The organism is Humibacter sp. RRB41 (assembly GCF_022761015.1).
GTDB lineage: Bacteria > Actinomycetota > Actinomycetes > Actinomycetales > Microbacteriaceae > Humibacter.
Genome location: NZ_JAKWJQ010000001.1, coordinates 337,026 through 363,109 on the forward strand (window position 1 = coordinate 337,026; position 26,084 = coordinate 363,109).

Sequence of the window (26,084 nt, forward strand, 5' to 3'; positions counted from 1 at the left end):
GGAACCTCGGAGCGCCTCGCACGCTGAGTGCTGATTCACGGCGTGACAGCGCGCACGACCGCGACCCCGAGCGGGCCGAGGGTCACGGCATCCGTCACCGAGGCACCGGTCAGCAGGTCGTGACCCTCGAAGGGCAACCGCACCTCGGCGGCATGCGACTCGGAATGGTTCAGCAGAAAGAGAAAGCTCACGCCGTCCGCCTCGCGCAGCGTCGCCTCGACGGTTGGCGGGGCATCCGTCACGAGCGCACGGATGCCCGACCGCTGCGCCTCGCCCAGCAGAACCCGTGTCAGCGCGGCCGGCTCGAGCCGAGTGCCGAGGTACACGACGCGCCCCTCGCCCACGGTGTTCTCGAGCATGGCCGGGCGTCCTTGCAGCAATCCGGATGCGTACACCGCGCGAACCGTGGCGGACTCGACGTGCACGCTGTCCTGCCACCAATTGGCGGTCACGGCGCCTGCGGCACCGTCGTCAGCGGCGCCGGTGAACTGCACCTCGAACGTCTCGCCGGCCCGCGCCGGCAAATACTCGTCGATGTAACCGCCGATGAGAGTCCGCAGTCCGCCGGGGTAGGCGGGCTGCCTCACCTGATTGGTCTCGTCGACGACGCCGGAGAAGAACGAGCAGACGACGACCCCGCCTCCTTCGACGTACCGGGTCAGAGCCTCGACGAAGCGGTCGGGCACGAGGTAGGCGTTCGGGATCACGAGCATCCGGTACCGCGACAGATCCGAGTCGAAGGACACGAAGTCCACCGCGTGGTGCGCCTCGAGCAGCGGCCGATAGTGGTCGGTCACGAGCCCGGGGTAGTCGAAGTCGTTGCGCGGCAGACCGTGGGTCTCTGTGAGCGCCCACCAGGCATCCCAGTCGAACAGCACGGCCACATCGGCTGGCGCACTCGAGCCGAGCGCGTCCTTGATCAGCGGCAGCTCGTTGCCCAGCGCCTCGACCTCGCCCCACGTGCGGGACGCCGTCCCCGAGTGCGGCAGCATCGCCGAGTGGAAGCGTTCGTGGCCGCCGCGGCTCGCCCGCCACTGGAAGTAGAGCACTGTGTCGGAGCCGTGCGCGATCGCCTGATACGAGCCGGCGCGCATCATCCCGGGCCGCTTGACGTTGTTCACCTTCCACTGCGACACCGCGCTCGCCGCCTGCTCCATGAGCACCCACGGCTCGCCCTTGAGTGATCGCATCAGGTCGAAGTTCAGCGCGGCCGAGACCCAGGAGTCCTCGTCGCCGGGGTCGGGATAGATGTCGAGGGCGACGGCATCCTCCTCGCGCGCCCACTTCCAGTAGTCGGCGTTGCGGTAGAACCGCATGAAGTTGGTGACGACAGGGATGTCGTCGCGATACTCGCGCACGATGTCGCGCTCGGCGACGAAGCACTCGAGCAGGGCATCCGACACGAAACGTTTGAAGTCGAGTTGGCGGGCCGGGTTCATCCACGAACGCGGAACCGCCGGCACGTCGACTTGAGCCCAGTCGGTGTACGTCTGGCTCCAGAACCGCGTGTACCAGGCGTCGTTCAGCGCCTCGAGCGAACCGTAGCGTCGTTGCAGCCAGGCACGAAAGGCGACGGAGCTCTGCTCGTTGTAGGCGGTCGGCCCGTACTCGTTGCTGATGTGCCACATCGCCAGGGCTGGATGCCCCGAGTAGCGCTCGGCGAGCGCGCGCGTGATGATCGCCGCTCGCTCGCGGTACACCGGGGACGACGGGTCGTAGTGCAGCCGATTGCCGAACCCGAACGTCTCGCCATCGGCCATCATCGGCAGTGTCTCCGGAAAGTTCTGCGACAACCAGGCGGGAGGCGCCATGGTCGGCGTCGCGAGGTCGACGCTGATGCCTGCCGAGTGCAGCAGGTCGAGCACCTCGTCCATCCACTCGAACGTGAAGACGCCGGGCTCCGGCTCGAGGGCCGCCCAGGCGAACACACCGACCGTCACCAGGTTCACGCCGGCACGGCGCATGAGGTCGACGTCCTCGCGCCAGACCGCACTGTCCCACTGCTCGGGGTTGTAGTCGCCTCCGAATGCGAATCCGCCGAGGCGGCGGCGCAGGGCATCCATACGGTCGCGGCCGGATGCGTCGGCTTCGGCCGCGGAGCCTGTGGCCGTCATCGGGTCGCGTCCGTGTCGACCGTGAAGCGGGCATCCACGAGGTCGAATGCGCCGCGCGCCGCGGTCACCGTCACGAACGCGAAGACCCCTGCGAGGAGTCCGAGCACGGACTCGGATGTGAAGTACACGGTCGCGCCGGCCAGCACGAGCAGGGCGAGGTTGGTGGTCGTCGAGCGGGGGGCGACCACCACCACGTACAGCCCGAGCCGCAGAACGTCCCTGGTGCGGAACGAGTAGCGGCTGATCAGCAGCAGAGCCGCGCTCATCCAGACCATCGACAGCGCTGCGACGATCCCGACGCCCCAGCGCAGCACGGTGGGTGTGGTCGGTGTGACGACATCCGCGCCGGCGACCACGAGGAGCAGCCAGTACGGAACCCAGACCATGCAGGTCTGACGCCAGTTCAGGCGGTATCCGCGCCAGAACGAGCGCACAGGGCCGCGGTCACGGTCGGAACGCAGAACGCTCGTGGCATAGAGCAGAGCGGTCCACGCAGGACCGATCAGAATGCCGGCCACCGCGATCGTCACGGCGCTGGGCGCGACGACGATCGCAAGGGCGAACGGCAGGCAGGCGAGAAGAAAGCACGCGGTGGGACCTAGCACGTCGTACACCGCGGCGGATGCCCGGTAGAGCGGTCCGCTCATGAACTCCCTTGACGCCTGCCCACTCACTGTGCTCTCAGCCCTTCTTCTTCGAGTTCGCGTCTGACCACGCCTTGTTGGCACCGTCGACATAGGCCTTCAGACCCTTGCCGTTCAGCTCGGAGACGTAGTCCGCCCAGTCCGACGACACCGACTTCTTGCCGAGGATGAAGTTGAGGGTCCACGTGTTGGTCGAGTCGATGATCGCGGTCTGCTTGAGTGCGGCCTGCTGGGCCTCGATCGTCGTGTACGGAACTCCGGGCGACGGCTTCGCGAGCTTGTAGTCGGTGAGGGTCTTCTGCCATGCGAGCTCCTCTGGCACCATGGTCGACTGCACGATCTGCGTCGTGCCGCCGTACATGAAGTTGCCGCCGCTGTAACCCATGTCGATACGGATGTCCTTCTTGGCGTTGGGATCACCGAATCCGTAGGCTGCGAGCTTGTACCCGGACGCCACGTCGTACTTTCCGTTCTTGTACGTGTAGGTCTCGTCCTTCACACCCCACTTGACCAGCACCTGTGCGGCATCCGAGTACCACTGCCAGTCGATGAACTGCAGGAACGCCTCGAAGTCGTCGCGCTTGGATGCGGCGGTCGAGAGCATGATGCCGTTCTCCAGCCGGCTGCCGGCGAGCACCTTGCCCTTCGGTCCGCCGGGGATCGGCGCTTTCGAGATCTTGTACTTGCCGACGCCCAGGTTCTTGTCCATGGCCGTGCGGTCGAGCTGCAGGTATTGGGCGTTGGTGCTGATCGCGAAGGTCCTGCCCGTCGTGAACTTCGCGCTGGCCTGGTCATCCGTCTGCGTGAACGTCTCGGGATCCATCAGCCCGCTCTTCACGAGGCCGGCGAAGTAGCTGATCAGGGCCTTGTAGTTGTCGTCGATCGGCGTGAACGAGTACGTGTTCTTGGCCCAGTCGAAGAGGAGACCGTTGTTCAGACCCCAGTTCGAACTGGTCGCGGCGTCGTAGCCGGCCATGGTGCCGTATGGACTGGCGGCGATGTTCATCACGTTGGCTCCGCCCCAGCGGTCGCTGTACGGGTAGCCATCCGGATGGGCCTTCTTCAGCTCCTTCAGAACCGTCTTGAACTCGTTCCAGGTGGTGGGCTGGTCGAGCCCGAGGCGGTCGAGTTCGTCGTCGCGGAACTGCAATGTGTAGTCAGGGCTGAGCGTCTGGTGCAGGCCGGGCAGCACATAGTACTTGCCGTCGGACTGCTTGATGGTGTCGAGGTCGGCTTCCAGGTCCCAGTCCTTGACCTTCTTGGTGAAGTTCGGCATGTACTTCACGTAGTCGCTGACCGCGAGGATCGCCCCGCCGCCCACGAACGGCGATTCCTGGCCCGGGTAGGTCTTCGCGATGATGTCGGGCGCCTTGCCGGAATTGATCAGCACGGAGCGCTTGTCGGTGAAGTCGGCGAAGGGTACGACCGTCGGCTTGAGCGTGACGTTCGTGCGCTTCGTGATCTCGCTGAAGATCTGCCACGAGGACTTGTAGGGATAGGCCGGGTTGTCCTGGAACAGCATGCTGATGCTGAGGGGCTTGCTCGCCTTGAACTGCTTGCCTGCGGCGTAGTCCTTCATCATGCCCGTGGACTTGCCCGTGACGACGGGCGTTGCGTCGCCGGTTGACGTGCAGCCTGCGAGGATGCCGACGGCGACGCTCGCGAGCCCCATGGCGAGCACTTCACGGCGGGTTACTTTCAGTGACATTTCTGCGAGACCTCCATTGGTGATTCGACTTCGTGATAGTGGTGGGGATGGGTGGGATGCGTCGCGCCGGTCTAGCCCTTGACGGAGCCGAGCATGACGCCGGAGACGAAGTAACGCTGGATGAACGGGTAGACGAAGAGGATCGGCAGCACGGTGAGCACCATCGTGACGGCCTTGATGTTCGCGCTGATCTGGGTCAGGTTGCTGTCGGCGGACGCACCGGCATCCTGCGCGCCGGTCGCGCCGGCGATGAGGTTGCGCAGGTACACGGTCACCGGATAGAGGTTCGAGTGGTCCATGTAGAGGAACGCGGGGAACCAGGAGTTCCAGTTCGCCACCGCGTAGAACAGCACCATCGTGGCGAGCACGGCCTTGGAGAGCGGCAGCACGATGCGCAGGAGCGTTCCGTAGGTGCTGAGACCGTCGATCGCCGCAGCCTCTTCGAGCTCTCGCGGCATGTTCTCGAAGAAGGACTTCATGACGAGCACGTTGAACACGCTGATGGCGTTCGGCAGCGCGATCGCCCAGATCGTGTTGGTGAGGCCGAGACCGTTGACGAGCACGTACGTCGGGATGAGCCCGCCGCTGTACAGCATGGTCACGAGTGCCATGCCGATGAAGAATCCGCGGCCCCTGAGGTCCTTGCGGGAGATCGCGTACGCGAACATCGTGGACAACACCATCGACACCGCGGTCGAGACCACCGTGTAGACCACCGTGTTGCGGTAGTTGATCCAGAACGTCGGGTCGGAGGCGACGATCTTGTAGGTGTCGAAATTGAAACCGAGGGGCCAGATCGTGACATCGCCGAAGTCGATGTACTTCTCGCTCGACAGCGATTGGGCCAGCACGTTCAGGAACGGGTACAGCGTGATCGCCACTGCCAGCAGCAGCACGACCACATTGACGACGGCGAAGATCTTCTCGCCTCGCGTTCGTGACATCGCAGTGCGCTTCCTCCTGACCTTGGTCGTGACAGGTCCGGGTGCGGCGATGCTGCTCGCGGTTTGTGCGTCGATCACCACAGGCTTGCTCCTACGAGGCGCTTGGAAACGAAATTGGCGGCAGTGACGAGCACGAGGCCGATGACGGCTTCGAAGATGCCGATCGCCGCGGCGTAGCTGAAGCTGCCGGACTGGATGCCGACGCGGTACAGGTACGTCGAGATGACGTCGGCCGTCGCGTACGTCGCCGGGTTGTAGATGAGCAGGATCTTCTCGAAGCCGACGCTCATGAACGTGCCGATGTTCAGGATGAGGAGCGTCACGATCGTCGGGGCGATGCCGGGAAGCGTCACATGCCAGGTCTGCTGCCACCGATTCGCGCCGTCGATGCGGCTTGCCTCGTAGAGGTTCTCGTCGATCTGGGTCAGCGCCGCCAGGTAGAGGATGGTCCCCCAGCCCATGGTCTGCCAGATCTCGCTTCCGACGTAGATCGCGGGAAACCAGCCCGGGTCCTGGATGAAGGCGATGGGCTGCACCCCGAGCGAGCCGAGCAGGTGGTTGATCGATCCGGTGAGCGAGGTGAGTTGCAGGATCATGCCGCCGACGATCACCACCGACAGGAAGTGCGGCAGGTAGGTCGTCGTCTGCACGAAACGTTTGAAGCCGCGTGAGCGCAACTCGTTCAGCAGCAGGGCGAGGACGATCGGAACCGGGAAGCCGATGATCAAGGCGAGTCCGCCGAGCATCACCGTGTTGCGAAAGACCTGCCAGAAGTTGGGGTCCGTCAGGAAGAGCTCGAAGTTCGAGAATCCGATCCACGCGTTGCCGAAGATGTTGCCGCCCGGCACGTACTGCCGGAAGGCGATGATGTTCCCGGCCATCGGCAGGTATCGGAAGATGACGAAGAATGCCACGGGAAGCACGAGCAGTGAGTACAGCTGCCAGTTGCGCCACCACGGACTGCGTCTGACGCGCCGCTTGGCACGCCTCGCGTCAACCGGCGACTTCTCCGGCGCGACCGCGGTCGAGGTCATACGCGATGTCCTTCCTTGGACTCGCGCGGCTGGCGACATCGTGTGAAGCACGAAGTCGACCACCGCACTGTGGCTGCAGGCTCGATCATTTTGCGAAACGAATTTCGATCAACTATCGAAAAGTGAACGTAATCCACCCTCACCGTGCTGTCAACCGGCAAGCGCTTACCGGGGCGGCGCAGCCCTGACGCGGCTCCCGGCGAGCATGGGCATCCGAGCCGTGTCCCCCGCACTGGGTGCGACCGGACCGCGGATGCCGCGACGAACTCGGCGCCGACGAATCTGCGACGGACTCAGCGCTGACGGATGCCGAGATGAAGCCCGCCCCGACGGATGCCGCGACGAACTGACGAACCCCGCATGTGCCGCGGCAGGCCCGAATACCTGGCGGTCGCGGTCGTCACACGCGCTGGAGCCGACGGCAGGCGTCGGCGATCCTCGACTGCGGCACGAGATGCCGGCTCATGGTGCCGTCACCGGTACGCAGTGCGACGGCACCGGCCAGGAAAGCGTGACGAGGGGCTCGTGTCGGCACTCTTCGGCCGCCGGCGGCCGACCGCGTCAGCGCGTGGGCGTCGGCGACGTGAGGGCGATCGCGCTGCGTCGTTCGACCAGGTAGGTCGTCAGTTCGATGCGGCGTGCGGCGTGCGACGACGGGTCGGAGCCCAATTCGCTGATCAGCCGAACCGCTTCGGCCGCCATCTCGGTGAGGGGCTGATGGATCGTGGTGAGCGCGGGCGAGAGGTGTCTGCTCAGCACGGTGTCGTCGAATCCGATCACGCTCAACTCGGCGGGAATGCGGATGTCGCGCTCCCGTGCCGCTTCGTACAGCCCAGCGGCCTGCTGGTCGGAGCTGGAGAAGATCGCCGTCGGCCGCGCAGCGAGGTCGAGCAGGGTCGCGCCTGCCGCGTAACCGCCGGACATCCGGAACTCGCCGTCGACCACGAGCTCGGGACGATACGGGAGACCCGCCCTGCGCAGCGCAGCGGCGTAGCCCTCCTGGCGTTCGAGCGCGCTGGCGAGACGGCTCGGCCCTGCGATGAGGCCGATGTCGCGGTGGCCGAGCTCGATGAGCCGGTTGGTCGCTTCGAAACCACCCGACCAGTTCGTGGCTCCGACAGTGGGGAAGTCCGCGCCCTCCCAGCCCGCGGGATCGACGAGCACCACCGGAATGCGCAGCTGTTTCAACGCCTTGAGCACGCCGTCACCCTCGCTGGGCAGCACGACGACGGCACCGGCGGAGCGCCGCGCCCGCAGGGACTCGGTCCAGCGCTCTATCGAGAACGAATCGTGCACGGAACTCGTCACGATGAGCGCGGACCCACGGGTCGCCGCAGCGCCCTCCGCCCCTCGGATCACCTCGAGTGCCCACGGCGAATCCGCACCCTCGATCAACAGCTCGATCACACCGCTGGAGTCGCGCGGCGCGGCCCTCTTGGTGAGGTAGCCCGTCGACTCGATGGCCTCGTACACCTTGGCGCGCGTTGCCGGTGCGACATCCGACTTGCCGTTCAGCACCTTCGACACGGTGGGCACCGATACGCCGGCCTGCGCGGCGACATCGGCCAACGTGCCCTTCGATTCCGCCACTGACGACGCTCCTTCTGACGCCACGCGTCACCCCTGGCACAGCGTAACCGGGCCGGTGCCGCTGCGACTGCTCGAACACGGGATGCACGTGGGTGCCATTCTTGACGACGTTTGCACACCCGCTTAGGCTGCCTTTCCGATAATGTATCGAAAATGTTGCGGCGCCGATGTCGCTTCGGCTCTGATCAACGATGATTTCACAAAGGACCCCCGTCGCATGAGCGTTCCCTCCCAGCCATCACCGCCTCGGCAGATCTCCGGTACTGCTGCCTTCGGCACGACACCGTTCGGTCTGGAGCACGACGTCGACAGAGCGGTGCGCGTGATCTCGTCGACGGGCGCGGACCTTCTCGAGTACGTCTACCGGCCGGACGAGACACAGTACGAGTCGCCACGACCGTATGTGCATCCGGTCCGAACGCTGTCCGGTCGACTCGTCACCGTCTTCCGCCCGTGGGATCACGTGTGGCACAAGGGCATCACCATGGCGTTGCCGAACGTAGGACCCGACAACTTCTGGGGAGGCGCCACGTATTCGCGAGCCGCAGGCGGCTATGCCGACCTCGGCAACAACGGGTCGCAGGATCACGACCGGGTGACCGCAGTGCTGAACACGTCAAAGGGCGTGACCTTCGCACACGACCTCACCTGGCACCGCGAACCCGTCGCCGACACTGCCGGCGAGGTCGTTATCAAGGAGCGTCGAACGCTGACCGTCTCGCCGGACGTCGAGAACGATGCTTGGATTCTCGGATGGCGCAGCGAGCTGACCAACGACTCCGGCGCGCCGATCGAGTTGGGCTCCCCCACCACGGAGGGCAGGGAGAACGCCGGATACGGCGGCCTCTTCTGGCGTGGCCCGCGCTCGTTCACCGGTGGCAGGCTGATCGGAGCTGACGGCACGACCGGCGAAGACGTGCGCGGCACGACCGGAACATGGGCGGGTCTCACCGGACGCCACGACGGTCGGGGAGGCTCATCGACGGTCGTGTTCGCCGACGTCACGCCACAGCAGAGACTCGGCACGAAGTGGTTCGTGCGCTCCGAGCCGTTCGCCTGCATCAACCCTGCGCCGTTCTTCGACCGGGTGCGCATCTTCGAGCCGGGCGAGACGCTCGACCTCCGCTACGCGGTGACCGTCGCCGACGGTGAAGCGGATGCCCCGCGCATGGCGACCCTCGCTGCTGCGGCGGTGAAGGCATCCGAAGGTCTCGCAGTCGCGCATGAGATCTCGCTCGACGCCGGCGCGACGTCCGAGACCCTGGCCGGGGTGCGCTGAGATGGCGGGCGACGACATCACTGCTGCACCGACAGGCAGTGCGCTGACCGGCAACGCGCCAATCAGCAGTCCGTCGACCAGGAGCGCGTCCGGACGGCACATCGATTCCGACAACCCCTTGCGCATCGGCATCGTCGGCACGGGCGGCATCGCACGCGTGCACGCCGAGAACGTGCGCCGACTCGAAGGCCGCGCTCGCATCGTCGGCGCGTGCGACATCGAGCCGGATCGGGTCACCGAGTTCCAGTCCGCGTGGGATGTGCCGGTCGGCACGACGAGCCTCGAGGAGCTGCTCGACACGGTCGAGCTCGACATCGTTCACCTGTGCTCGCCCCCAGGGCTGCACAAGGAGCAGGCGATCGCCGCGTTGCGCCGCGGCATCCATGTGCTGAGCGAAAAGCCGCCGGCACTCTCTCTCGCAGAGCTCGACGAGATCGCGCAGGCGGAGCGAGCGGGCGGAGCCCAGTTCGCGACGGTGTCGCAGCACCGCTTCGGGTCCCGCGCCCTCTGGCTGCGCGACCGGGTGGCTGACGGCGCGCTGGGGCGCGTGCTCACCGCTGTCTGCAACACGCTCTGGTACCGCCCGGACTCGTACTTCGACCTGCCGTGGCGCGGAAACTGGCAGATCGAAGGCGGCGGCCCGACCATGGGCCACGGCATCCACCAGATGGACACGATGCTTTCGGTGCTGGGCTCGTGGTCGCAGGTCGTCGCAGTCGCGGCGCGACAGGCACGCCCCGTCGCCACCGAGGATCTCACCCACGCGATCGTCAGCCTCGAGAACGGGGCCGTCGCCAGCGTCGTCAACAGCCTGCTGTCTCCGCGAGAGACCAGCTATCTGCGCTTCGACTTCGAGTTCGCCACAGTCGAACTCGAGCATCTCTACGGCTACTCGGATGCCTCGTGGAAGATCACGGCAGCGCCAGGGTGCGAAGATCGCGTCGCTGCGGCCTGGCGACTCGGTCCACACGGAAACGGAAGCGGTCACGCGGCGCAGTTCGCCGCCATCTTGGATGCCGTCGAAACCGGTCGACCGCTTCCCGTGACGATCACGGATGCCCGCAGCACGCTCGAACTGATCGCGGGAATCTACGCGTCCGCGTTCACGGGAACAAGAATCTCCGCCGGCGAGATCGACGCGGCGTCGCCGTTCTACCGCAGCATGGAGGGGAGCGGCGCTCCGTGGAGCACGGCTGCCGCCGGAGCGGAGCTGAGCGCGTGAGCATCGAGACGACGGGCCACGACCACGACCCGTTCAGGATCGGCTGCGCGGTCGATGCCGACGCACTCGACGATCCGGTGTACCGCCAGCTGATTCCCCGGCTTTTCCGACTCATCACACCCGAGAACGCGATGAAGTTCGTGTCGCTCCGCCCGTCGCGTGACGTCTTCGACTTCGCCGCCGCCGATCGAGTCATGGAGCTCGCGGAGGCCGAGGGGCTCGCCGTGCGCGGGCACACCCTGGCCTGGCACAGCCAGCTCTCGGAGTGGGTCGGCGAACTTCCCGCCGGGGAGCGTGCGGACGTGCTGCGCGATCATATCCACACCGTGGTCGGCCGATACAGCGGACGCATCGAGCAGTGGGATGTGGTGAACGAGCCGCTCGACGACGACGGCGCGCCCCGCCGCACGCCGTGGTTCGAGGCATCCGGCATCGATTACATCGCCGACGCGTTCCGCTGGGCGCACGAGGCGGACCCGTCAGCACGCCTCTTCATCAACGACTACAACGTCGAGGACCTCGGTGAGAAGAGCGACGCCTATTACGTGCTCGTCCAGCGGCTCCTGGCCGAGGGCGTGCCGATCCACGGATTCGGCGCCCAGGGCCATCGCATCGTCGGCGATCCGCCGACGACCATGCGGGAGAACCTGCAGCGGTTCGCCGATCTCGGGCTGCAGGTGGCGCTGACCGAGGTGGACATCCGGATGCCCGTTGGCGTGGATGAGGCATCCGTCGCGTGCGTGAACGCGGCCGATCTCGAACGGCAGGCGAGCGATTACACGACCATGGTCGCCGCGGCACGCGCGGTTCCGGAGTGCACGGCGTTCGTGCTCTGGGGACTGAGCGATGGACACTCGTGGATTCCGGAGACCTTCGCCGGGTTCGGCGCGGCACACGTGCTCGACGGTCGGCTGCAGCCGAAGCCCGCGTTCGATGCCGTCTTCGGCGAACAAGCGCAGGCAGCCGTCGAGGTCGAAGCGGCGCTACCGTGACCACCGATGATCCGGGCACGGATGCCACTGACCGGGATGCCACGGCGCTCGCCCTCGACCGCGGGCTTCCCGGCGGCATCGCGGTGTCCCGGCTCCGTGTCTACGACTGGGAGGCATCCGACGGCCTTCGCGGTGGATCGCCTCACCTGCATACCGCGTCGACGGAGGGCTACGTCGTGGTCGGCGGCCACGGAGAGGTGCAGACCCTCGGGTCGCGTGGGGTCGAGATCACGCCTCTCGAGCCGGGAACTATCGCGTGGTTCGCACCGGGAACGGTGCACCGACTGATCAATTCGGACGGACGACTCGACATCGTGACGTTGATGTCGAATGCGGGGCTTCCCGAGGCGGGCGACGCCGTGATCACGTTCCCGCTCGAGGTATTGCGTGATCCTGAGCGATATCGGGAGCGCGCCGTCCTGCCCACGACCGACGATCCGATCCGGCTGGAGAGTGCTGCGCGTGCGCGTCGCGACCTGGCGCTGGCGGGATTCGCCGAGTTGTGCGACCGTGCCGCGACGGACCTCACGGGCACCCTTCACGACCTGCACGCCGCGGCCGCGGCACTGGTCTCGCGTCACATCCCGCAGTGGCAGCGGATCGTCGCTGCCGGTCCGGTGGCGCAGACGGACGCCACCATCGCCGCCCTCTCGCAACTTGCGCAGGGAAGCGCAGCCTCGCTTGAGACGGCGGGAATCCGCGCGATCCAGCCCGAGCCGGTCGAGCGTTGGGGCATGTGCGGTCGGCTCACCGTGTGGGAGAGTACCGCGCACTGACGCGAGTCTCTACACCGTTCCGCGCGCGTTCGGCACGCTCGTCGTGGTCCGCGCATCCGCGCGACCCCTTGACACCCTAACGGGGGCGGTGCCACGGTCGGAACGATGCCGCAGTGTGGCGGCGATGTGAGGAGCAACCATGAATCCCGAATCGTCCACATCATCCGATCGGTCCGGACTTTCTCGCCGCACCGTGCTCACCGCCGGCGTCGGCGCGGCCGCGGGCATCGCGCTCGCCGGCGCCGGCGTCCTGGGTGCCGGTATGGTGCCCGCAGCGTTCGCCGCGCCGCCTTGGTGGGCCAAGCTCTCGTCGCGGCAGCAGGCCGGCCAGCGGATCATCTTCTCCTATCCGGGAGCGACTCCCCCGCAGACTCTGTTGGATGCCATCGCCGCAGGCACCGTCGGTGGAGTCATCTTCTTCGGTGAGAACATCACGAGTCTCGATCAGATCGCAAGCGTCGTGGCGCAGTTGCGCGCTGCACAGGCATCCTCTCCCGTGAAGGAACCTCTGCTGTTCATGACCGACCAAGAGGGTGGCCTCATCCGTCGGCTCAGGGGCCAGGAACCCGTGCTCTCCGAAAAGCAGATCGGGCTGGCCGCCGACCCGGATGCCGCAGCCACCGCCGCGGGCTCCGGCGCAGCCGCTGCTCTGCGCAATGTCGGTATGAACCTCAACTTGGCTCCGGTGCTCGACGTGTTCCGCACGCCGGGAAACTTCGACGACCAGTTCCAACGTTCGTACAGTTCCGATCCTGCGCTTGCGGGACGCCTCGGTGCGGACTTCGTGCGGGCACAGCAGGGTGCCGGTGTCGCAGCGACGTCGAAGCACTTCCCCGGCCTCGGCGCAGCGACGGCAGACGAGAACACGGACCTCGGACCGGTGACCCTCTCGCAACCGCTCGCCGAAGTGCGGAGCGTGGACGAATCCGCCTTCGTTCCGGCGATCGCCGCGGGGGTGCAGTTGGTCATGACGTCGTGGGCGATCTATCCGGCTGTGGATGCCCTGTATCCCGCCGGCATCTCGTCCGCGATCGTGCAGGGCGAGCTTCGGGGCCGCCTCGGTTTCAATGGAGTGACCATCACCGACGCACTCGAGGCCGGCGCGCTGGATGCCTTCGGCGACACCGGCAACCGCGCCTTGCTCTCTGCGCAGGCGGGCATGGACCTCCTGCTCTGCTCCGCACGCGACATGACTCAGGGCATGGATGCGCTGGATGCCATCACGGCCGCCGTAGACAGCAAGACTCTCAACCCCGGCCACTTCAAGCAGTCGCTGAGTCGGGTGCAGTCGCTCCGAGTCAGCTTGTTCTGACCCTCCGCTGAGGAGTGCTCGCTCCCGCGCTCGTCGAGTAGCGAGCGGCGAAGCCGCACCCTCCGCCCGACCTCCGCTGGTCGAGTAGCGCGCCCGCAGGGCACGCGTATCGAGACCCATCTGCGTCTGAATGCCGTGGCGGGGTCTCGATACGCGTCGCTTCGCGGCGCTACTCGACCGGCGAAGGCGGCGCGTCTCGACCGGCGAAGGCGGCGCTTCTCGACCGGCGCAGACAGCGCTACTCGACCGGCGGCGCTACTCCAGCAGGAGTCAGTCCGTGCCGAGGTCGAACGCCGCCGCCTCGTTGGCCTCGTTCAGGCCGGCCAGTTCGGTCGTCTCGTCGGCGGACGCATCACCAGCGCTGATCTCGGCCGACTCGCCGGCTCCCAGATCTCCGACCAGCAGGGCTGTCGCGCCGTCGATCACGCCAGAAGCCGAGTACTGCTCGAGCCGGGCACGCGAGTCCGCGATGTCGAGGTTGCGCATGGTCAGCTGGCCGATGCGATCCTCCGGCTCGAACGCGGCATCCCCCACGCGCTCCATGGAGAGCTTGTCGGGGTGATAGCTCAATGCCGGGCCGTGCGTGTCGAGGATCGAGTAGTCGTCCCCCCGACGCAGTCGCAACGTCACCTCACCGGTGACGGCCGAGCCCACCCAGCGCTGGATGCTCTCACGCAGCATCAGCGACTGCGGATCGAACCAGCGACCCTCGTACATCAGACGTCCGAGACGGCGACCCTCGTTGTGATAGTTCGCGACGGTGTCTTCGTTGTGGATGGCGTTCAGCAGCCGCTCGTACGTGATGTGCAGCAGTGCCATACCCGGCGCCTCGTAGATGCCGCGGCTCTTCGCCTCGATGATGCGGTTCTCGATCTGGTCGCTCATGCCCAGTCCGTGCCGCCCGCCGATGGCGTTCGCCTCGAGAACGAGTGCCACAGGGTCGTCGAACTCGACGCCGTTGATCGCGACCGGACGCCCCTGCTCGAACCGCACCGTGACATCCTCTGCCGCGATCTCGACCTCGTCGCGCCAGAACGGCACGCCCATGATCGGCTCGACGATGGTCATCCCGGTGTCGAGGTGCTCGAGCAGCTTCGCTTCGTGGGTGGCGCCCCAGATGTTGGCGTCGGTCGAGTACGCCTTCTCGACGGATGCCCGGTACGGCAGATCGCGCGCCTGCAGCCATTCGCTCATCTCGGTTCGACCGCCGAGTTCGGTGACGAAGTCGCGGTCCAGCCAGGGCTTGTAGATGCGCAGCCGCGGGTTGGCCATCAGGCCGTAGCGGTAGAACCGCTCGATGTCGTTGCCCTTGTAGGTGGAGCCGTCGCCCCAGATCTCCACGCCGTCGTCGAGCATCGCGCGCACCAGCAGTGTTCCGGTGACGGCACGGCCGAGCGGCGTGGTGTTGAAGTAGGTCTTGCCGCCGGAGCGGATGTGGAAGGCACCGCACTGCAACGCGACGAGACCCTCTTCGACGAGGGGCAGCTTGCAGTCGACCAGCCGGGACAGCTCTGCGCCGTACTGTGCCGCACGGCCGGGGACGGCATCCACATCGGGCTCGTCGGGCTGGCCGAGGTCGGCGGTGTAGGTGCAGGGCACCGCGCCCTTCTCACGCATCCATGCGACGGCGACGGAGGTGTCGAGACCTCCGGAGAAGGCGATGCCGACGCGTTCGCCGACGGGAAGGGATGCGAGCACCTTGGACATGCCCTCAAGCCTATGGGCGATTGAGCTTCGGTGATGCGAGCTTGCTCGCGTCACCGAAGCGATCGAGCCGATGAGCGTCGCAGCCGCGATGTTCGCAACTGCGACGCCGCTCCGCAGCCACCCGGCGCAGCCGCCATATGGGCGGTTGAGACGCCGCTTCGCAGCAACCGCAGCCAGGTGAAGTGGCTGCACATGCGCCACATGGCTGCGATCGATGGGCGCGGCGCGGCTTCGGCGTAACGTCGCGAGTGACAACCGTCCGAACGGAGGTGCAGAGATGCGTGCAGTGAGAGTCACCGCAAACCTTCCTGTAGCCGACATCGAGAGTGCGAGGACGTTCTATACGGAGTTCCTCGGCCTGAGCGACGAGCAGTTCAACCTGGGATGGGTGGCCTCGTTCGCCAGTCCGGAGACCGGAGCGCACGTGCAACTCGTCACCCGTGACGCCGACGCTCCTGTTGACTCGGTAATCTCGGTTCACACGCCAGATGTCGAGGCTGCGTACGACGAGGCACAGCGACTCGGCTACGAGATCGTGCTGCCCTTGAGGACCGAGCCATGGGGTGTCCGCCGGTTCTTCGTCCGAGCCCCTGACGGCAACGTGATCAACGTCGTGCGGCACGCCGACTGATCGCCGGCCCGTCCTATGCTCGGGGGTATGACCAGGCTGGTGCTGACCGTCGTCGGGGACGATCGAGCGGGACTCGTGCAGTCCCTTGCGGATGTCGTCAGCGAGCACGGAGGCAACTGGGAGACGAGCGAACTCGCGGAGTTGGCAGGAGCATTCGCCGGCATCGTGCTGGTCTCCGTTCCCGATGCCAGGCTCGAGGAGCTGAGCCGAGCCCTGGAGAATCTGGATGGCCTGCTGCGCATCACGGTGCACGGCGGTGCAGCACCCGCAGATGCTCGCCCTGGCAGACGGTTCACCTTCAGCGTGCTCGGCAACGATCGGCCGGGAATCGTGCGCGATGTGACCGGCATCCTGACTCGTCACGGCATCACGATCGATCTGTTCTCGAGCCAGACGCGTGAGGCGCCGATGGCCGGCGGCACTCTCTTCGAGGCGACAGTGACTGCCCGGGTGCCTGAGGACACAGATGTGACCCAGGCGATCGGTGATCTCGAGCAGTTGGCGGGCGAGATCCAGGTAGACCTGAGCCTGGTCGACGACTAGCCACTGAGCCGGTGAGCCTGGTTGCAATGCTGCGGCGTCTCATCCGGCACGCTCGAGTATTCGACCGAACGTCGCAGACTTCGGGCGCAGGAGCACTGGGCGGCGCTCCGGATCGTGATCAGCGGGTGGGATGAGCGAGTATTGAGTTCCGTTGCGCACGATCCGCCAGTAGTTGTTGTGCAGATTCAGGTGATGGAATTTGCAGAGCAGTACACCGTCGGCGACATCGGTTCGTCCGCCCTCGCTCCAGGGATTGATGTGGTGGGCTTCTGCTTGCCACGCGGGACGATCGCAACTGGGCCAAAGGCATCCGCCGTCGCGGAGCCGAAGGATTGTCCGCTGGGCCGCGGAGAACGACCGCTGGTCGCGACCCAGATCGAGCGTGCGGCTGGTGCAGTCGATGCGGACAGGAGTAACGCCTGCGTCGCAGACGGTCGCCGTTACCAACCAGCCCGGAACCGAGAACCCGGAGCCTTCGACCTCGCCGTGAGGAGAAGACTGCTCGGACTCGGCGAGATCGACCACCGTGATCACACGTACACCCGGGCGTTCGCCGCGGAATACCGTGGAGTCGTCACAAGCGGCACCGGCACGCAGCACGGCCACGACGTTGTCGAACGCCAGTTGCTCATTGCTGCGCGGATCGGCGAGCAGGTCCCGCGCCCAATCGTCGGCCGCAGGGTCGGTGAAGCGAGGACCACCGCGCCGCGGACTGAGTGACATGTCGAGCAATTGGCTGACGAACACACCGGATTCGTCGTCGCACACCACGTGGACGTTGAGAGCGCCATCGTTGTCGTGCCAGGTCTTCAGAGATCGCTTTTCGAAGCGCCGTTCGTACCGTTCGGCTATGCCATCCACGTCGATGGCATCACGCACCTGACGAGCATTGCGCAGCAGGTCTTCGCGAAGTGCAGCCCCGATGCCCGACGTCGACGACTGCGAGCCACTGGCGAACGCGACGAGTTCTTCGCACGCGGCACGGCGTGCTTCGTCGGGGCAGGCATCCGTGACGCCTTCGAGGACGCGCACGATGAGGTGCCCGGCTTCGGCGGAGGTCGTGCCGTCGTTGATCGCGCGAGTGACCGGGTGCTGCCACGGCAGTGAATCGTTCGGCAGGGGTAGAGAGGAATCGTCGTGCTCGCGATCCTCGCCGGGACGATCAAGGGCATCATCGCCCCGTTCTACGATGGGCGCCTCGCAGGCAAGACTTTCGATCGCGGCTGCTTCTCCGAGCAGTTCGCCTACCTTCACTTGCCGTGCGGCTTCGCCTTTGGATTCGCCCGTCAACGACTGCACCAGCTGAGCCGCACCGCGGTAGCCCCTGCGCTGGGCGAGGCCCGCGTGACCGAGCTCGCGCCGCGAGCGCTTGGCTGCTTCGCCAGCACCGATGGCGATGACTCGATCGAACTCGGCGCGGCCGCGGGCGGCATCCGCTAGAAGAGTCTCGAGGTCCGCGTCATTCAAACACCGGACCACGTCGACAAGGGCGCCGGACGACTTTGCGGTGTCGGTCGCGTCAGCGCAACCAGCCCCGCTCGTCGGCACTGTCGCGACATCACCGAGCAGAGAGCACACCAGCTCGGTGGTCTCTGCGAGTCGGGTCAAGTGAGAGTGCATGTTCTCAATATACCAGCGACAATCGAATATAGATACGAATAGGACTGTTGTGTTGACGAAGCGCTGAAGGGGCACTGTGTGGAGGAGAGGCTGATGAAACGGTGAATTGCTGCGGGCTTCGCGCGAATTGCGCGATAGCCGCCGGGCGGGACAGTTGTTGTCATCCGACGATAAGACGGTGGTCGAAAATCGAATATCCCTTCCCGTTGCAGGGATAACCCATCAGGCTGATCCTGGGATACTGACCGCATGTCCGATGAGAAGGTCACAGGTCCCGCGTCTTACTTCCCTTCGATCGAGAAGAAGTACGGCCAGCCGATCGCACACTGGATGTCCGAGCTCGACAAGGTCGCGGATCGCAAGCACATGGAGCAGGTCGCGTACCTGAAGGACACGTTCGGCATCGGACACGGTCACGCGAACGCGCTCGTGGGGTGGTTCCGTCAGCATCGGGAGTCCTGACCTACGCGACGCTCGAGCACTTGGGGTCTGAGCGAGCACGTAACAGGTGCCTTCAGCCCTCCAGCACCCGATGCGCGAGACCCGCGATCGCACCGGGGTCACGGCCGTCTGCCGAGTCGATCGTCAGCGGATGTTCGTCCGTTCCCGGTGCCTCGAACCCCGCGACATGCTCGTCGAGCACGGCGTCGGTCACGTCGTGGCGCTCGCCGAGGGCCCGGTTGTGCGTCACGCGTCGCCGCTGTTCGACCTCGTCGATGCGCACCCAGACCAGCGCGAAGCGGGCATCCGTCCTGGCGGCGATGGCTCGCCATTCGTTACGCAGGAATCGCGGTGACCCGGTGTCGTCGACGATCACGGGCATCCGCTCGCGCAGCCGTTGCACCACGCGTTCGTGCGCGATGCAGAGCATATCCGCCGGTCGGGACGCGCATCCAGCGGTGAGAGACAGCGAGCGTGCGCCACGCGACCGGCCGTGTCGACAACCGCGCGCCGACGGTACTCCGTCGATGAACTCGCGTCAGGGCAGTGCATCCTCGGCTGAAAGGTCGCACAGCCGCGTCCGGCCGGCGCCCCGGAAGCGCAACGGGTGCCCCTACCGCGTGATTCCGCGGGTCAGAGTACTTCGGCGGCCCGACACGATATGAGCCCTGAATGCGCCGCCGATCAGGTGGAAATGCATCTGCGATGCGAACGGCTCCTCCACCTGTGAGCGCGCGGAACCGCAGCGGTCCCGGAACCGATAATGACGGTATGTCGGCGCGGGCGACGCTCGGGACGCGGTCGGAGACGACGGTTCTCCGGGCGCGCGGGCTCTGTGTCACGTACGGTCGCGTGACCGCGCTGCAGAACGTCGACCTGGATGTCTCGGCCGGCGAGGTCGTCGGCATCGCCGGTGACAACGGTGCCGGCAAGTCCACCCTTCTGCGGTGCATCTGCGGCGACATCGACGATGCGCGCGGCGAGGTCTGGCTCGCCGGGAAGCGTCGTGGCCCTCGCTCCTCCCCGGTGGCGGACGGTCGGGTCGGAGTCGTGTGGCAGCACCTCGAACTGGCCGACAACCTGGACGTCGCCGCCAACCTGACGCTCGGCAAGGAGCGAAGTCCGCTGCTGCAGTCGGAGTCGAGACTTCACGACCGTGCGCGAGCGAAGCTCGAAAACCTGGGCATCCCGATCCCGGACACGAGTCGTCTTGCGTCATCGCTGACCGCAGCCGAACGGCAGCTGCTCGCGCTGGCGCGCTCCGTCACGCCGACGCCCAGGCTGCTGCTGCTCGACGAACCGACCTCAGTGCTGAGCCAGGCGGATTCGGTTCACGTCGAGCAGATCGTCCGCCGGCTACGCGCAGAGGGCACCACGATTCTGCTGATCTCGCACGACGTCGACCAGCTCTTCCGACTCACGGACCGAATCGTGGTGCTGCGGCACGGTCGGCTGGTCGCACAACTCGATCCGGCGCGATCGCATCCCGACGAACTCCTCGCCTTGATGGCGGGGCGTGACGCGGCATCGGCACCGCGCCAGCAGCTGACCCGCCTGCACGGCCTTGCGGACCGGTTGGTGTCAACCGATCGTCTGAGCCCGGCAGGCGCATCCGCGGGTCTGACGCTCATTCTCTCCACGCTCGGCGCCGCACTCGGCGCGTGGCGGCTCAGCCTGCACGTACTGGAGGACGACGTGCTGCGCTGCGTCTGCTGCGTCGGCTTGAACGCGGCACTGCAGGATGCCTGGCGAAGCATCCCCGCGCGGGCCGCAGACATGCCGTTGGTCGCGGCGGCCTCCGGGGGTGCCGTAGTCGTGGATGCCGACGCAATCGCATCCACCCGCCTCGCGCCGTACGCGTCGCAGCTCGAGGATGCAGGCATTGCCAGCTGCTGGGCCGTGCCGTTCTCGGGCGGCAGCGAGCTGCGCGGGGTCATCGGCGTCTACCGCGCGGAGATCGGCGTTCCGGGCAGCGACCAGCTCGACCTCGTCAACCTGTATGCCGGATATGCGGCGGCAGCACTTGAGCGGGAGCGCCTGCTCTCCACGTTGACGGCGCGCAACACGGTATTGGAGACCATCCGCGCCGTGCTGCAGACGCTCGCCGGTCCCGACTCTCTGACCGATCGGATCACCGCAGCTCTGAGCATCGTGCTCGAGGCGGTCCGTGCCGACCAGGTCGCCCTCTACACCTGCACGCCAGGCGAACCGGCGTCGTGTCGAGCGTTCGCCGCGAGGCAGCCGACCGGCGACCTGGTGACCGGCGGCGAAGTTGCAGGCGATCAACGCGCGGATGCCGCTGCTCGCCTCGCCGCTGCCGTCGCGTCCGCGCGCGAGACGCTCGACGAGGCATCCGTCACGCGTCTGTGCATGACCTCCGGTCGCGGATGCCGTCTCTTCGTGCGACCGGCGGAGTCCACGATTCTCGTCGGCGAGTGGCGGGACAGGATCGTCGGCTCCGACGAACGCGTACTGCTCGAGGATGCCGGCCATTCGATCCTGCTGGCGCAGGAGCGCGAGGACACCGAGCTGGCCCGTCACGAGATGGCGGCTCTGCGGCGCTCGCAGGACCTGCAGCGCCAGTTCCTCGCACGGCTCTCCCACGAGCTGCGCACCCCGCTCACCGCGATCCACGGCTACGCGTCCAGCCTGATGCAGACGGATGTGACGTGGGACGACGCTTCGCAGCACCAGTTCCTCACGAGGATCAGCAGCGAATCCGCGCGCATGCACCGGCTTGTCGACGACCTGCTCGACTTCTCCGTGATCGAGTCTGGGGTGCTGCGGCTGCGGCCGGACTGGGTGGACCTCGCGCTCGTCATCGACGCGGCGCGATCGTGCCTTGCGCCGCGCGCCGCGGCGGCCATCGACATCCATTCGGAAGGAGATGTCCCCGTCGTCTGGGCCGATCACGATCGTCTCGAGCAGGTCATGATGAACCTGATGGACAACGCCGTGCGGCACAATCCGCCGGCGACCACGGTTCGCGTCGACGTGCGGTACGACGGGCGGGACGACGTGATCATCGAGGTCACCGACGACGGCGTCGGGTTGTCCGGCGAGGGTGGGCGCGAGTCGGATGCCCCGCAGCACGCCTGGCGCGACCCCGGCGCGGGCGCCGGGCTGGGTCTGGCGATCACGCGGGGCATAGTCGCGGCCCACAACGGTGCGCTGTGGCGGGAGTCGGCGAATCCGGGCAGTCGCTACGTGATCCGGCTGCCCGTCGAGTCGCGCTCGCTCGTGCTGGAGGCGGACGATGCGTGACCGCAGCGCCCTCACCACGGTGCTCATGGTCGAGGATGATCCGAACATCGTCGACCTGATCCGCGCGAACCTCACGGTGCGCGGCTACGACACCCTCGTGTCGGCAGACGGCAGGCACGTGATGCGGCAGATCGAGCGGGAACGACCTGACATCGTGCTGTTGGATCTGATGCTTCCCGCGGCCGACGGGATCGAGCTGTGCCGCCGCATCCGTGGGCGCTCCGGCATCGGCATCATCGTCGTCTCGGCGCGCGGTGGGGAGCACGACAAGGTGGCGGCACTCAACGTCGGGGCCGACGACTACCTGACCAAGCCGTTCGGGATCGAAGAGCTGCTCGCGCGCATCACCGCAACGTTGAGGCGCAGCAGGCCGGGGCCTACTCCGGAGGACGTGCAGTCGGTGATCGAGGTCGACGGGCTGTGCATCGATCTCGATAAACAGCAGGTCTCGCGCGACGGCGCGGCCGTGCACCTTACTCCGACGGAGTTCGCGCTCCTTCGCGAACTCGCGCTCCGTCCGGGGGCCCTGATCCCGCACGCTCAACTGCTGCGCCGCGTCTGGGGTGCCGGATACGAGACCGAGACGGAGTACCTGCGGGTCTATGTGCGGCGCCTGCGTTCCAAGCTCGAGGTCGATGGGCAGCCGCCGCTGATCCTGACCGAGCCGCGCGCCGGATACCGGTTCGCAGCGGTCTGATCGGCCGGCAGGCATCCGATTTCTACGGTTTGTTCATGCCGGCGAGTGAATGTTCACGGCCCGTTCACGCGTTCGTTCCTACTGTCGCACGTGTCAGTTCCCAGCTGACCGGGACACCGCGCGGTCGCGAGGCTTCGCGATCCGCTTGTCGGAGTCCCGCGATTGCATCAATGGTGAGGAGCAGTCCCTTGCAATTCAAGAAGAGAGTGGGCATAGCGGCGGTCTTGGCCGGCGCAACCCTTGTTCTGGCCGGATGTTCCGGCTCTCCGAGTTCCAGTTCGACGTCGAGTTCGTCGGGCAGCGCCGCCGTTCCGGTCCTTTCGGTGTCGTCGTTCCAGCGCGACTTCTCGAGCATGAACAAGCTCAAGCCGTTGGTGGCGAAGGGGTCGGGCAACGTCGCCGTCATCCTTCCCGACACGGTGTCGTCGGCACGTTACACGGAGTTCGACGCTCCCTATCTGACCAAGGCGTTCACTGCGGCAGGTCTGACGTCGAGTCAGTTCACCGTGCAGAACGCACAGGGCAGCGACGCGACCCAGCTCACCGACGCACAGACGGCGATCACCGCGGGGGCGAAGGTTCTCGTGGTCGATCCGCTCGACTCCGGGGTAGGAGCCAAGATCGAGCAGTACGCGACACAGCACAACGTGAAGGTCATCGACTACGACCGCCTCACACTGGGCGGCACTCGTGCGTACTACGTCAGTTTCGACAACGTCAAGGTCGGCGAACTGATCGGCAATGGCCTGGTCGCCTGCACGAAGGCGTGGGGAGTGAGCAAGCCCGACGTCATCGAGATGAAGGGCGATCCGACCGACAACAACGCCACGTTGTTCGCACAGGGCTACGACAAGGTCCTGAACCCGTTGTACTCCTCGGGCGGATGGACCAAGGCGGCTGAGCCTGCCGGAACCTGGGATCCGCCGACAGCGGCGACCGAGTTCACCCAGGCGTACACAGCTCATTCGGGTGCCAACGCGGCACTCGTGCCGAACGACGAGAACGCGGCGCCGATCATCACCTATCTGAAGAACCACGGCATCAAGGCGAAGTCTTTCCCGATCACGGGACAGGATGCGACCCTCGTCGGCCTGCAGAACATCCTGTCGGGCTACCAGTGCGGCACAGCATACAAGCCGATCTACCTGGAGGCTCAGGCGGCAGCGGCGCTGGCCATGTACCTGCGCGCCGGTGACACCCCGCCTGCCGGCCTGGTGAACGGCTCCACCGCAGACACCACCAGCAAGGTGAAGGTTCCTTCGGTGCTGCTGAAGCCGGAATGGGTGACGACGTCCAACATGAACTCGACGGTCATCGCCGACAAGTTCGTGCCGGCATCCCAACTGTGCACGTCGGCCTACAAGTCGGAGTGCACGGCAGCAGGGATCACCCCCTAGTGAGCGAGGAGCTGACTGGCTCACGCCCGGCCGCCGATCCGGCCGGGCGTGAGCCCGAGGGGGTGCCGTTGTTGAGCCTGCGAGGCATCAGCAAGCGTTTCGGCCCGGTTCAGGCTCTGAACGACATCAATCTGGATGTCCCGGCCGGCCAAGTCACGGCGCTGGTCGGCGACAACGGCGCGGGCAAATCCACGTTGATCAAGGCGATCGCGGGCATTCACACCTTCGACAGCGGCGAGTTGCTCTGGAACGGCAACCAGGTGCACATCGCAACCCCGCACGATTCTTCGGCGCTCGGCATCGAGACCGTCTACCAAGATCTCGCGCTCTGCGACAACCTCGACATCGTTCAGAACATGTTCCTCGGGCGGGAGGACCTGCACTACGGTCGGTTGCTCGACGAGGCCGCGATGGAGACCAAGGCGAACCAGACGCTGCGCGACCTGTCGGTGACGACGGTGCGCTCGATTCGCCAGCCCGTGTTCTCGCTCTCCGGTGGGCAGCGGCAAGCGGTCGCCGTCGCGCGCGCTGTGATGTGGGACGCGAAGCTGGTCATCATGGACGAGCCGACGGCGGCGCTCGGCGTCTCGCAGACCGCGATGGTTCTCAAGCTCATCGAGCGGCTCAGCTCGCAGGGCATCGCCGTGCTGGTCGTCTCGCACAACCTCAACGACGTGTTCCAGGTGGCGGATCGCGTCGCCGTCATGTACCTGGGCACGCTCGCCAGGACGGCACCGATCTCGGAGCTGACCATCAACAGCACCGTCGAGCTCATCACGACCGGGAGCCTCTCGGACGGCTCCGACCGGAGGCAATGAATGTCATCATCAGAGAAGCAGACGACGGCGGCGCTCGCCGAGGGAGCAAGGGTCTCCGAGGAGGCGCTTGCCGGGGTGCCCGAACTGGCGACCGGATCGCTGCGAGGGTACCTCCGCGCTTGGCTCGTCCGCGTGCGGTCAGGTGAGAGCGGCGTGCTCCCGGTCGTCGGAGGCCTGATCGTCATCATCATCGTGTTCCAGGTGACGAATCCGGTCTTCTTGTCGCCGAACAACATCATCAACCTGATGGTGCAGGCATCGGTCTTCGTGTTGTTCGGTGTCGCCGAGGTGTTCGTGCTGCTGCTCGGCGAGATCGACCTGTCCCTCGGTTTCACTGGTGCCATCGGCGCGGTGTTCGCTGTGTGGATCACCGGCTCGCCCTATCACGCGCCGTGGTACGTGGGCGTGCTGTTGGGGCTTGCGGTCGCCGCCGTCATCGGGATCGTCTGGGGGTTGCTCGTCACCCGACTGCGGATTCCGTCGTTCATTGTCACGCTGGCCGGGCTTCTCGGGCTCCAGGGACTGTTGATCTGGCTTATCGATGCGCTAGCGGGGCCGACCAGTGGCGGCACGATGTCGGTCGACAACGCCGTGATCAACGACATCGCGTACGGGTACGTGAACACCGTGCTCGCCTGGATGGCTCTCGTCGTCGTGGTGGTCGCGTATGCATTGGTCACGCTGCTGCGAGATCGAAGCCGTCGAGCTGGGGGTCTGGTGACGCAGCCGCTCGGGCTGAGCATCATCAAGGTCGTGCTGATCGCCGTCGCCGGGACAGCTCTCGTGTTGATCTGCAGTGCGAGCACGGGGGTGCCATGGGCGGTCCCGATCGTGCTGGCCATCGTCTTCGGCTGGACGTTCCTGCTGTCCCACACCAGATTCGGTCGCTATGTGTACGCCATCGGAGGCAACGCCGAGGCCGCGCGACGTGCTGGCATCAATCTGTCACGGGTGCGGATGATCGCATTCGCGCTGGCCAGCCTGACCGCCGGTGTGGCGGGCATCTTCTACGCGTCCCGACTCGGGTCGATCTCGAGCAACGTCGACGGCGGCCAGTACGTGCTGCTCGCAGTCGCGGCCGCGGTGATCGGCGGAACCAGCTTGTTCGGGGGGCGCGGCAAGGTCGTGCACGCCCTGCTCGGCGGGCTGATCGTCGCGACGATCTACAACGGCATGGGCCTGCTCAACCTGTCGGCGGCCACCCAACTGATGGTCACGGCACTCGTTCTGCTGGCCGCCGTCGCGGTGGATGCCCTCAGCCGGAGAAACCGCGCAGCCGGGTGACATCCCCCGAACACTCCTTGACTTTCGTTCGGTACCGAACAAGAATTGTTAGGTACCGAATGAAAGA

General features: G+C 66.3%; 22 protein-coding genes. 13 read left to right on the forward strand and 9 right to left on the reverse strand.

Going from position 1 to position 26,084, the window contains the following annotated elements; all coding sequences use genetic code 11:
* Positions 1–35: 35 nt before the first annotated feature.
* The 6 genes from MJ603_RS01695 to MJ603_RS01720 all read right to left on the reverse strand — a co-directional run bounded on the left by MJ603_RS01695 (position 36) and on the right by MJ603_RS01720 (position 8,034).
* The gene (locus MJ603_RS01695) at positions 36–2,114 is read right to left on the reverse strand and encodes a beta-galactosidase (protein ID WP_243061928.1); all 2,079 of its coding nucleotides are present in this window, start codon (positions 2,112–2,114) and stop codon (positions 36–38) included.
* A complete protein-coding gene (locus tag MJ603_RS01700; RefSeq protein WP_243061929.1) occupies positions 2,111–2,761 on the reverse strand; it encodes a DUF624 domain-containing protein in 651 nt (216 codons plus the stop codon). Before MJ603_RS01700 ends, MJ603_RS01695 begins: the two co-directional genes overlap by 4 nt.
* A gap of 34 nt (positions 2,762–2,795) precedes the next feature.
* The gene (locus tag MJ603_RS01705; protein ID WP_243061930.1) at positions 2,796–4,466 is read right to left on the reverse strand and encodes an extracellular solute-binding protein; all 1,671 of its coding nucleotides are present in this window, start codon (positions 4,464–4,466) and stop codon (positions 2,796–2,798) included.
* Positions 4,467–4,537: 71 nt separating this feature from the next.
* The gene (locus MJ603_RS01710; RefSeq protein ID WP_243061931.1) at positions 4,538–5,410 is read right to left on the reverse strand and encodes a carbohydrate ABC transporter permease; all 873 of its coding nucleotides are present in this window, start codon (positions 5,408–5,410) and stop codon (positions 4,538–4,540) included.
* Between the two features lie 74 nt (positions 5,411–5,484).
* Positions 5,485–6,444: a sugar ABC transporter permease gene (locus tag MJ603_RS01715; protein WP_243061932.1), complete on the reverse strand. Its 960-nt coding sequence runs from the start codon at positions 6,442–6,444 to the stop codon at positions 5,485–5,487.
* A 561-nt stretch (positions 6,445–7,005) separates the two neighbouring features.
* A complete protein-coding gene (locus MJ603_RS01720) occupies positions 7,006–8,034 on the reverse strand; it encodes a LacI family DNA-binding transcriptional regulator (RefSeq protein ID WP_243061933.1) in 1,029 nt (342 codons plus the stop codon).
* A gap of 217 nt (positions 8,035–8,251) precedes the next feature.
* Here MJ603_RS01720 and MJ603_RS01725 point away from each other — a divergent pair, with 217 nt between their 5' ends.
* The 5 genes from MJ603_RS01725 (at position 8,252) to MJ603_RS01745 (ending at position 13,615) form a co-directional block, all read left to right on the forward strand.
* Entirely contained in the window at positions 8,252–9,313 is a 1,062-nt protein-coding gene (locus MJ603_RS01725; RefSeq protein WP_243061934.1) for a PmoA family protein, read from the forward strand.
* 1 nt (position 9,314) lies between these two features.
* Complete coding sequence (locus MJ603_RS01730) at positions 9,315–10,535, forward strand: Gfo/Idh/MocA family protein (protein WP_243061935.1); 1,221 nt, start codon at positions 9,315–9,317, stop codon at positions 10,533–10,535.
* Entirely contained in the window at positions 10,532–11,527 is a 996-nt protein-coding gene (locus MJ603_RS01735) for an endo-1,4-beta-xylanase (RefSeq protein WP_243061936.1), read from the forward strand. Before MJ603_RS01730 ends, MJ603_RS01735 begins: the two co-directional genes overlap by 4 nt.
* The gene (locus tag MJ603_RS01740; protein WP_243061937.1) at positions 11,524–12,303 is read left to right on the forward strand and encodes a cupin domain-containing protein; all 780 of its coding nucleotides are present in this window, start codon (positions 11,524–11,526) and stop codon (positions 12,301–12,303) included. The genes MJ603_RS01735 and MJ603_RS01740 overlap by 4 nt, the downstream gene beginning before the upstream one ends.
* 139 nt (positions 12,304–12,442) lie before the next feature.
* A complete protein-coding gene (locus tag MJ603_RS01745; protein ID WP_243061938.1) occupies positions 12,443–13,615 on the forward strand; it encodes a glycoside hydrolase family 3 N-terminal domain-containing protein in 1,173 nt (390 codons plus the stop codon).
* A 270-nt stretch (positions 13,616–13,885) separates the two neighbouring features.
* Here the strand turns inward: MJ603_RS01745 and argG are convergent, their stop codons facing one another.
* Complete coding sequence (argG, locus tag MJ603_RS01750; protein ID WP_243061939.1) at positions 13,886–15,322, reverse strand: argininosuccinate synthase; 1,437 nt, start codon at positions 15,320–15,322, stop codon at positions 13,886–13,888.
* Between the two features lie 277 nt (positions 15,323–15,599).
* Here argG and MJ603_RS01755 point away from each other — a divergent pair, with 277 nt between their 5' ends.
* Complete coding sequence (locus MJ603_RS01755; RefSeq protein ID WP_243061940.1) at positions 15,600–15,953, forward strand: VOC family protein; 354 nt, start codon at positions 15,600–15,602, stop codon at positions 15,951–15,953.
* A 27-nt stretch (positions 15,954–15,980) separates the two neighbouring features.
* Entirely contained in the window at positions 15,981–16,496 is a 516-nt protein-coding gene (locus MJ603_RS01760; protein WP_243061941.1) for a glycine cleavage system protein R, read from the forward strand.
* A 39-nt stretch (positions 16,497–16,535) separates the two neighbouring features.
* Here the strand turns inward: MJ603_RS01760 and MJ603_RS01765 are convergent, their stop codons facing one another.
* Entirely contained in the window at positions 16,536–18,116 is a 1,581-nt protein-coding gene (locus MJ603_RS01765) for an HNH endonuclease signature motif containing protein (protein ID WP_243061942.1), read from the reverse strand.
* A 249-nt stretch (positions 18,117–18,365) separates the two neighbouring features.
* Here MJ603_RS01765 and MJ603_RS01770 point away from each other — a divergent pair, with 249 nt between their 5' ends.
* Entirely contained in the window at positions 18,366–18,578 is a 213-nt protein-coding gene (locus tag MJ603_RS01770) for a DUF4287 domain-containing protein (RefSeq protein ID WP_243061943.1), read from the forward strand.
* Between the two features lie 52 nt (positions 18,579–18,630).
* Here the strand turns inward: MJ603_RS01770 and MJ603_RS01775 are convergent, their stop codons facing one another.
* Positions 18,631–18,987, reverse strand: coding sequence for an AAA family ATPase (locus MJ603_RS01775; RefSeq protein ID WP_279238589.1), 357 nt, complete (start codon positions 18,985–18,987; stop codon positions 18,631–18,633).
* 341 nt (positions 18,988–19,328) lie between these two features.
* On the opposite strand from MJ603_RS01775, the gene MJ603_RS01780 reads away from it, so the two are divergent.
* From MJ603_RS01780 to MJ603_RS01800, 5 genes are all read left to right on the forward strand, one after another.
* The gene (locus MJ603_RS01780; RefSeq protein WP_243061945.1) at positions 19,329–21,821 is read left to right on the forward strand and encodes an ATP-binding cassette domain-containing protein; all 2,493 of its coding nucleotides are present in this window, start codon (positions 19,329–19,331) and stop codon (positions 21,819–21,821) included.
* Positions 21,814–22,518 (forward strand): response regulator transcription factor, encoded by a 705-nt coding sequence (locus tag MJ603_RS01785; protein WP_243061946.1) that lies wholly within the window; start codon positions 21,814–21,816, stop codon positions 22,516–22,518. Before MJ603_RS01780 ends, MJ603_RS01785 begins: the two co-directional genes overlap by 8 nt.
* 188 nt (positions 22,519–22,706) lie before the next feature.
* Entirely contained in the window at positions 22,707–23,915 is a 1,209-nt protein-coding gene (locus tag MJ603_RS01790) for a sugar ABC transporter substrate-binding protein (RefSeq protein ID WP_243061947.1), read from the forward strand.
* A complete protein-coding gene (locus tag MJ603_RS01795) occupies positions 23,915–24,733 on the forward strand; it encodes an ATP-binding cassette domain-containing protein (protein WP_243061948.1) in 819 nt (272 codons plus the stop codon). Before MJ603_RS01790 ends, MJ603_RS01795 begins: the two co-directional genes overlap by 1 nt.
* Positions 24,734–26,017, forward strand: coding sequence for a sugar ABC transporter permease (locus MJ603_RS01800; RefSeq protein ID WP_243061949.1), 1,284 nt, complete (start codon positions 24,734–24,736; stop codon positions 26,015–26,017).
* Positions 26,018–26,084: the final 67 nt, after the last annotated feature.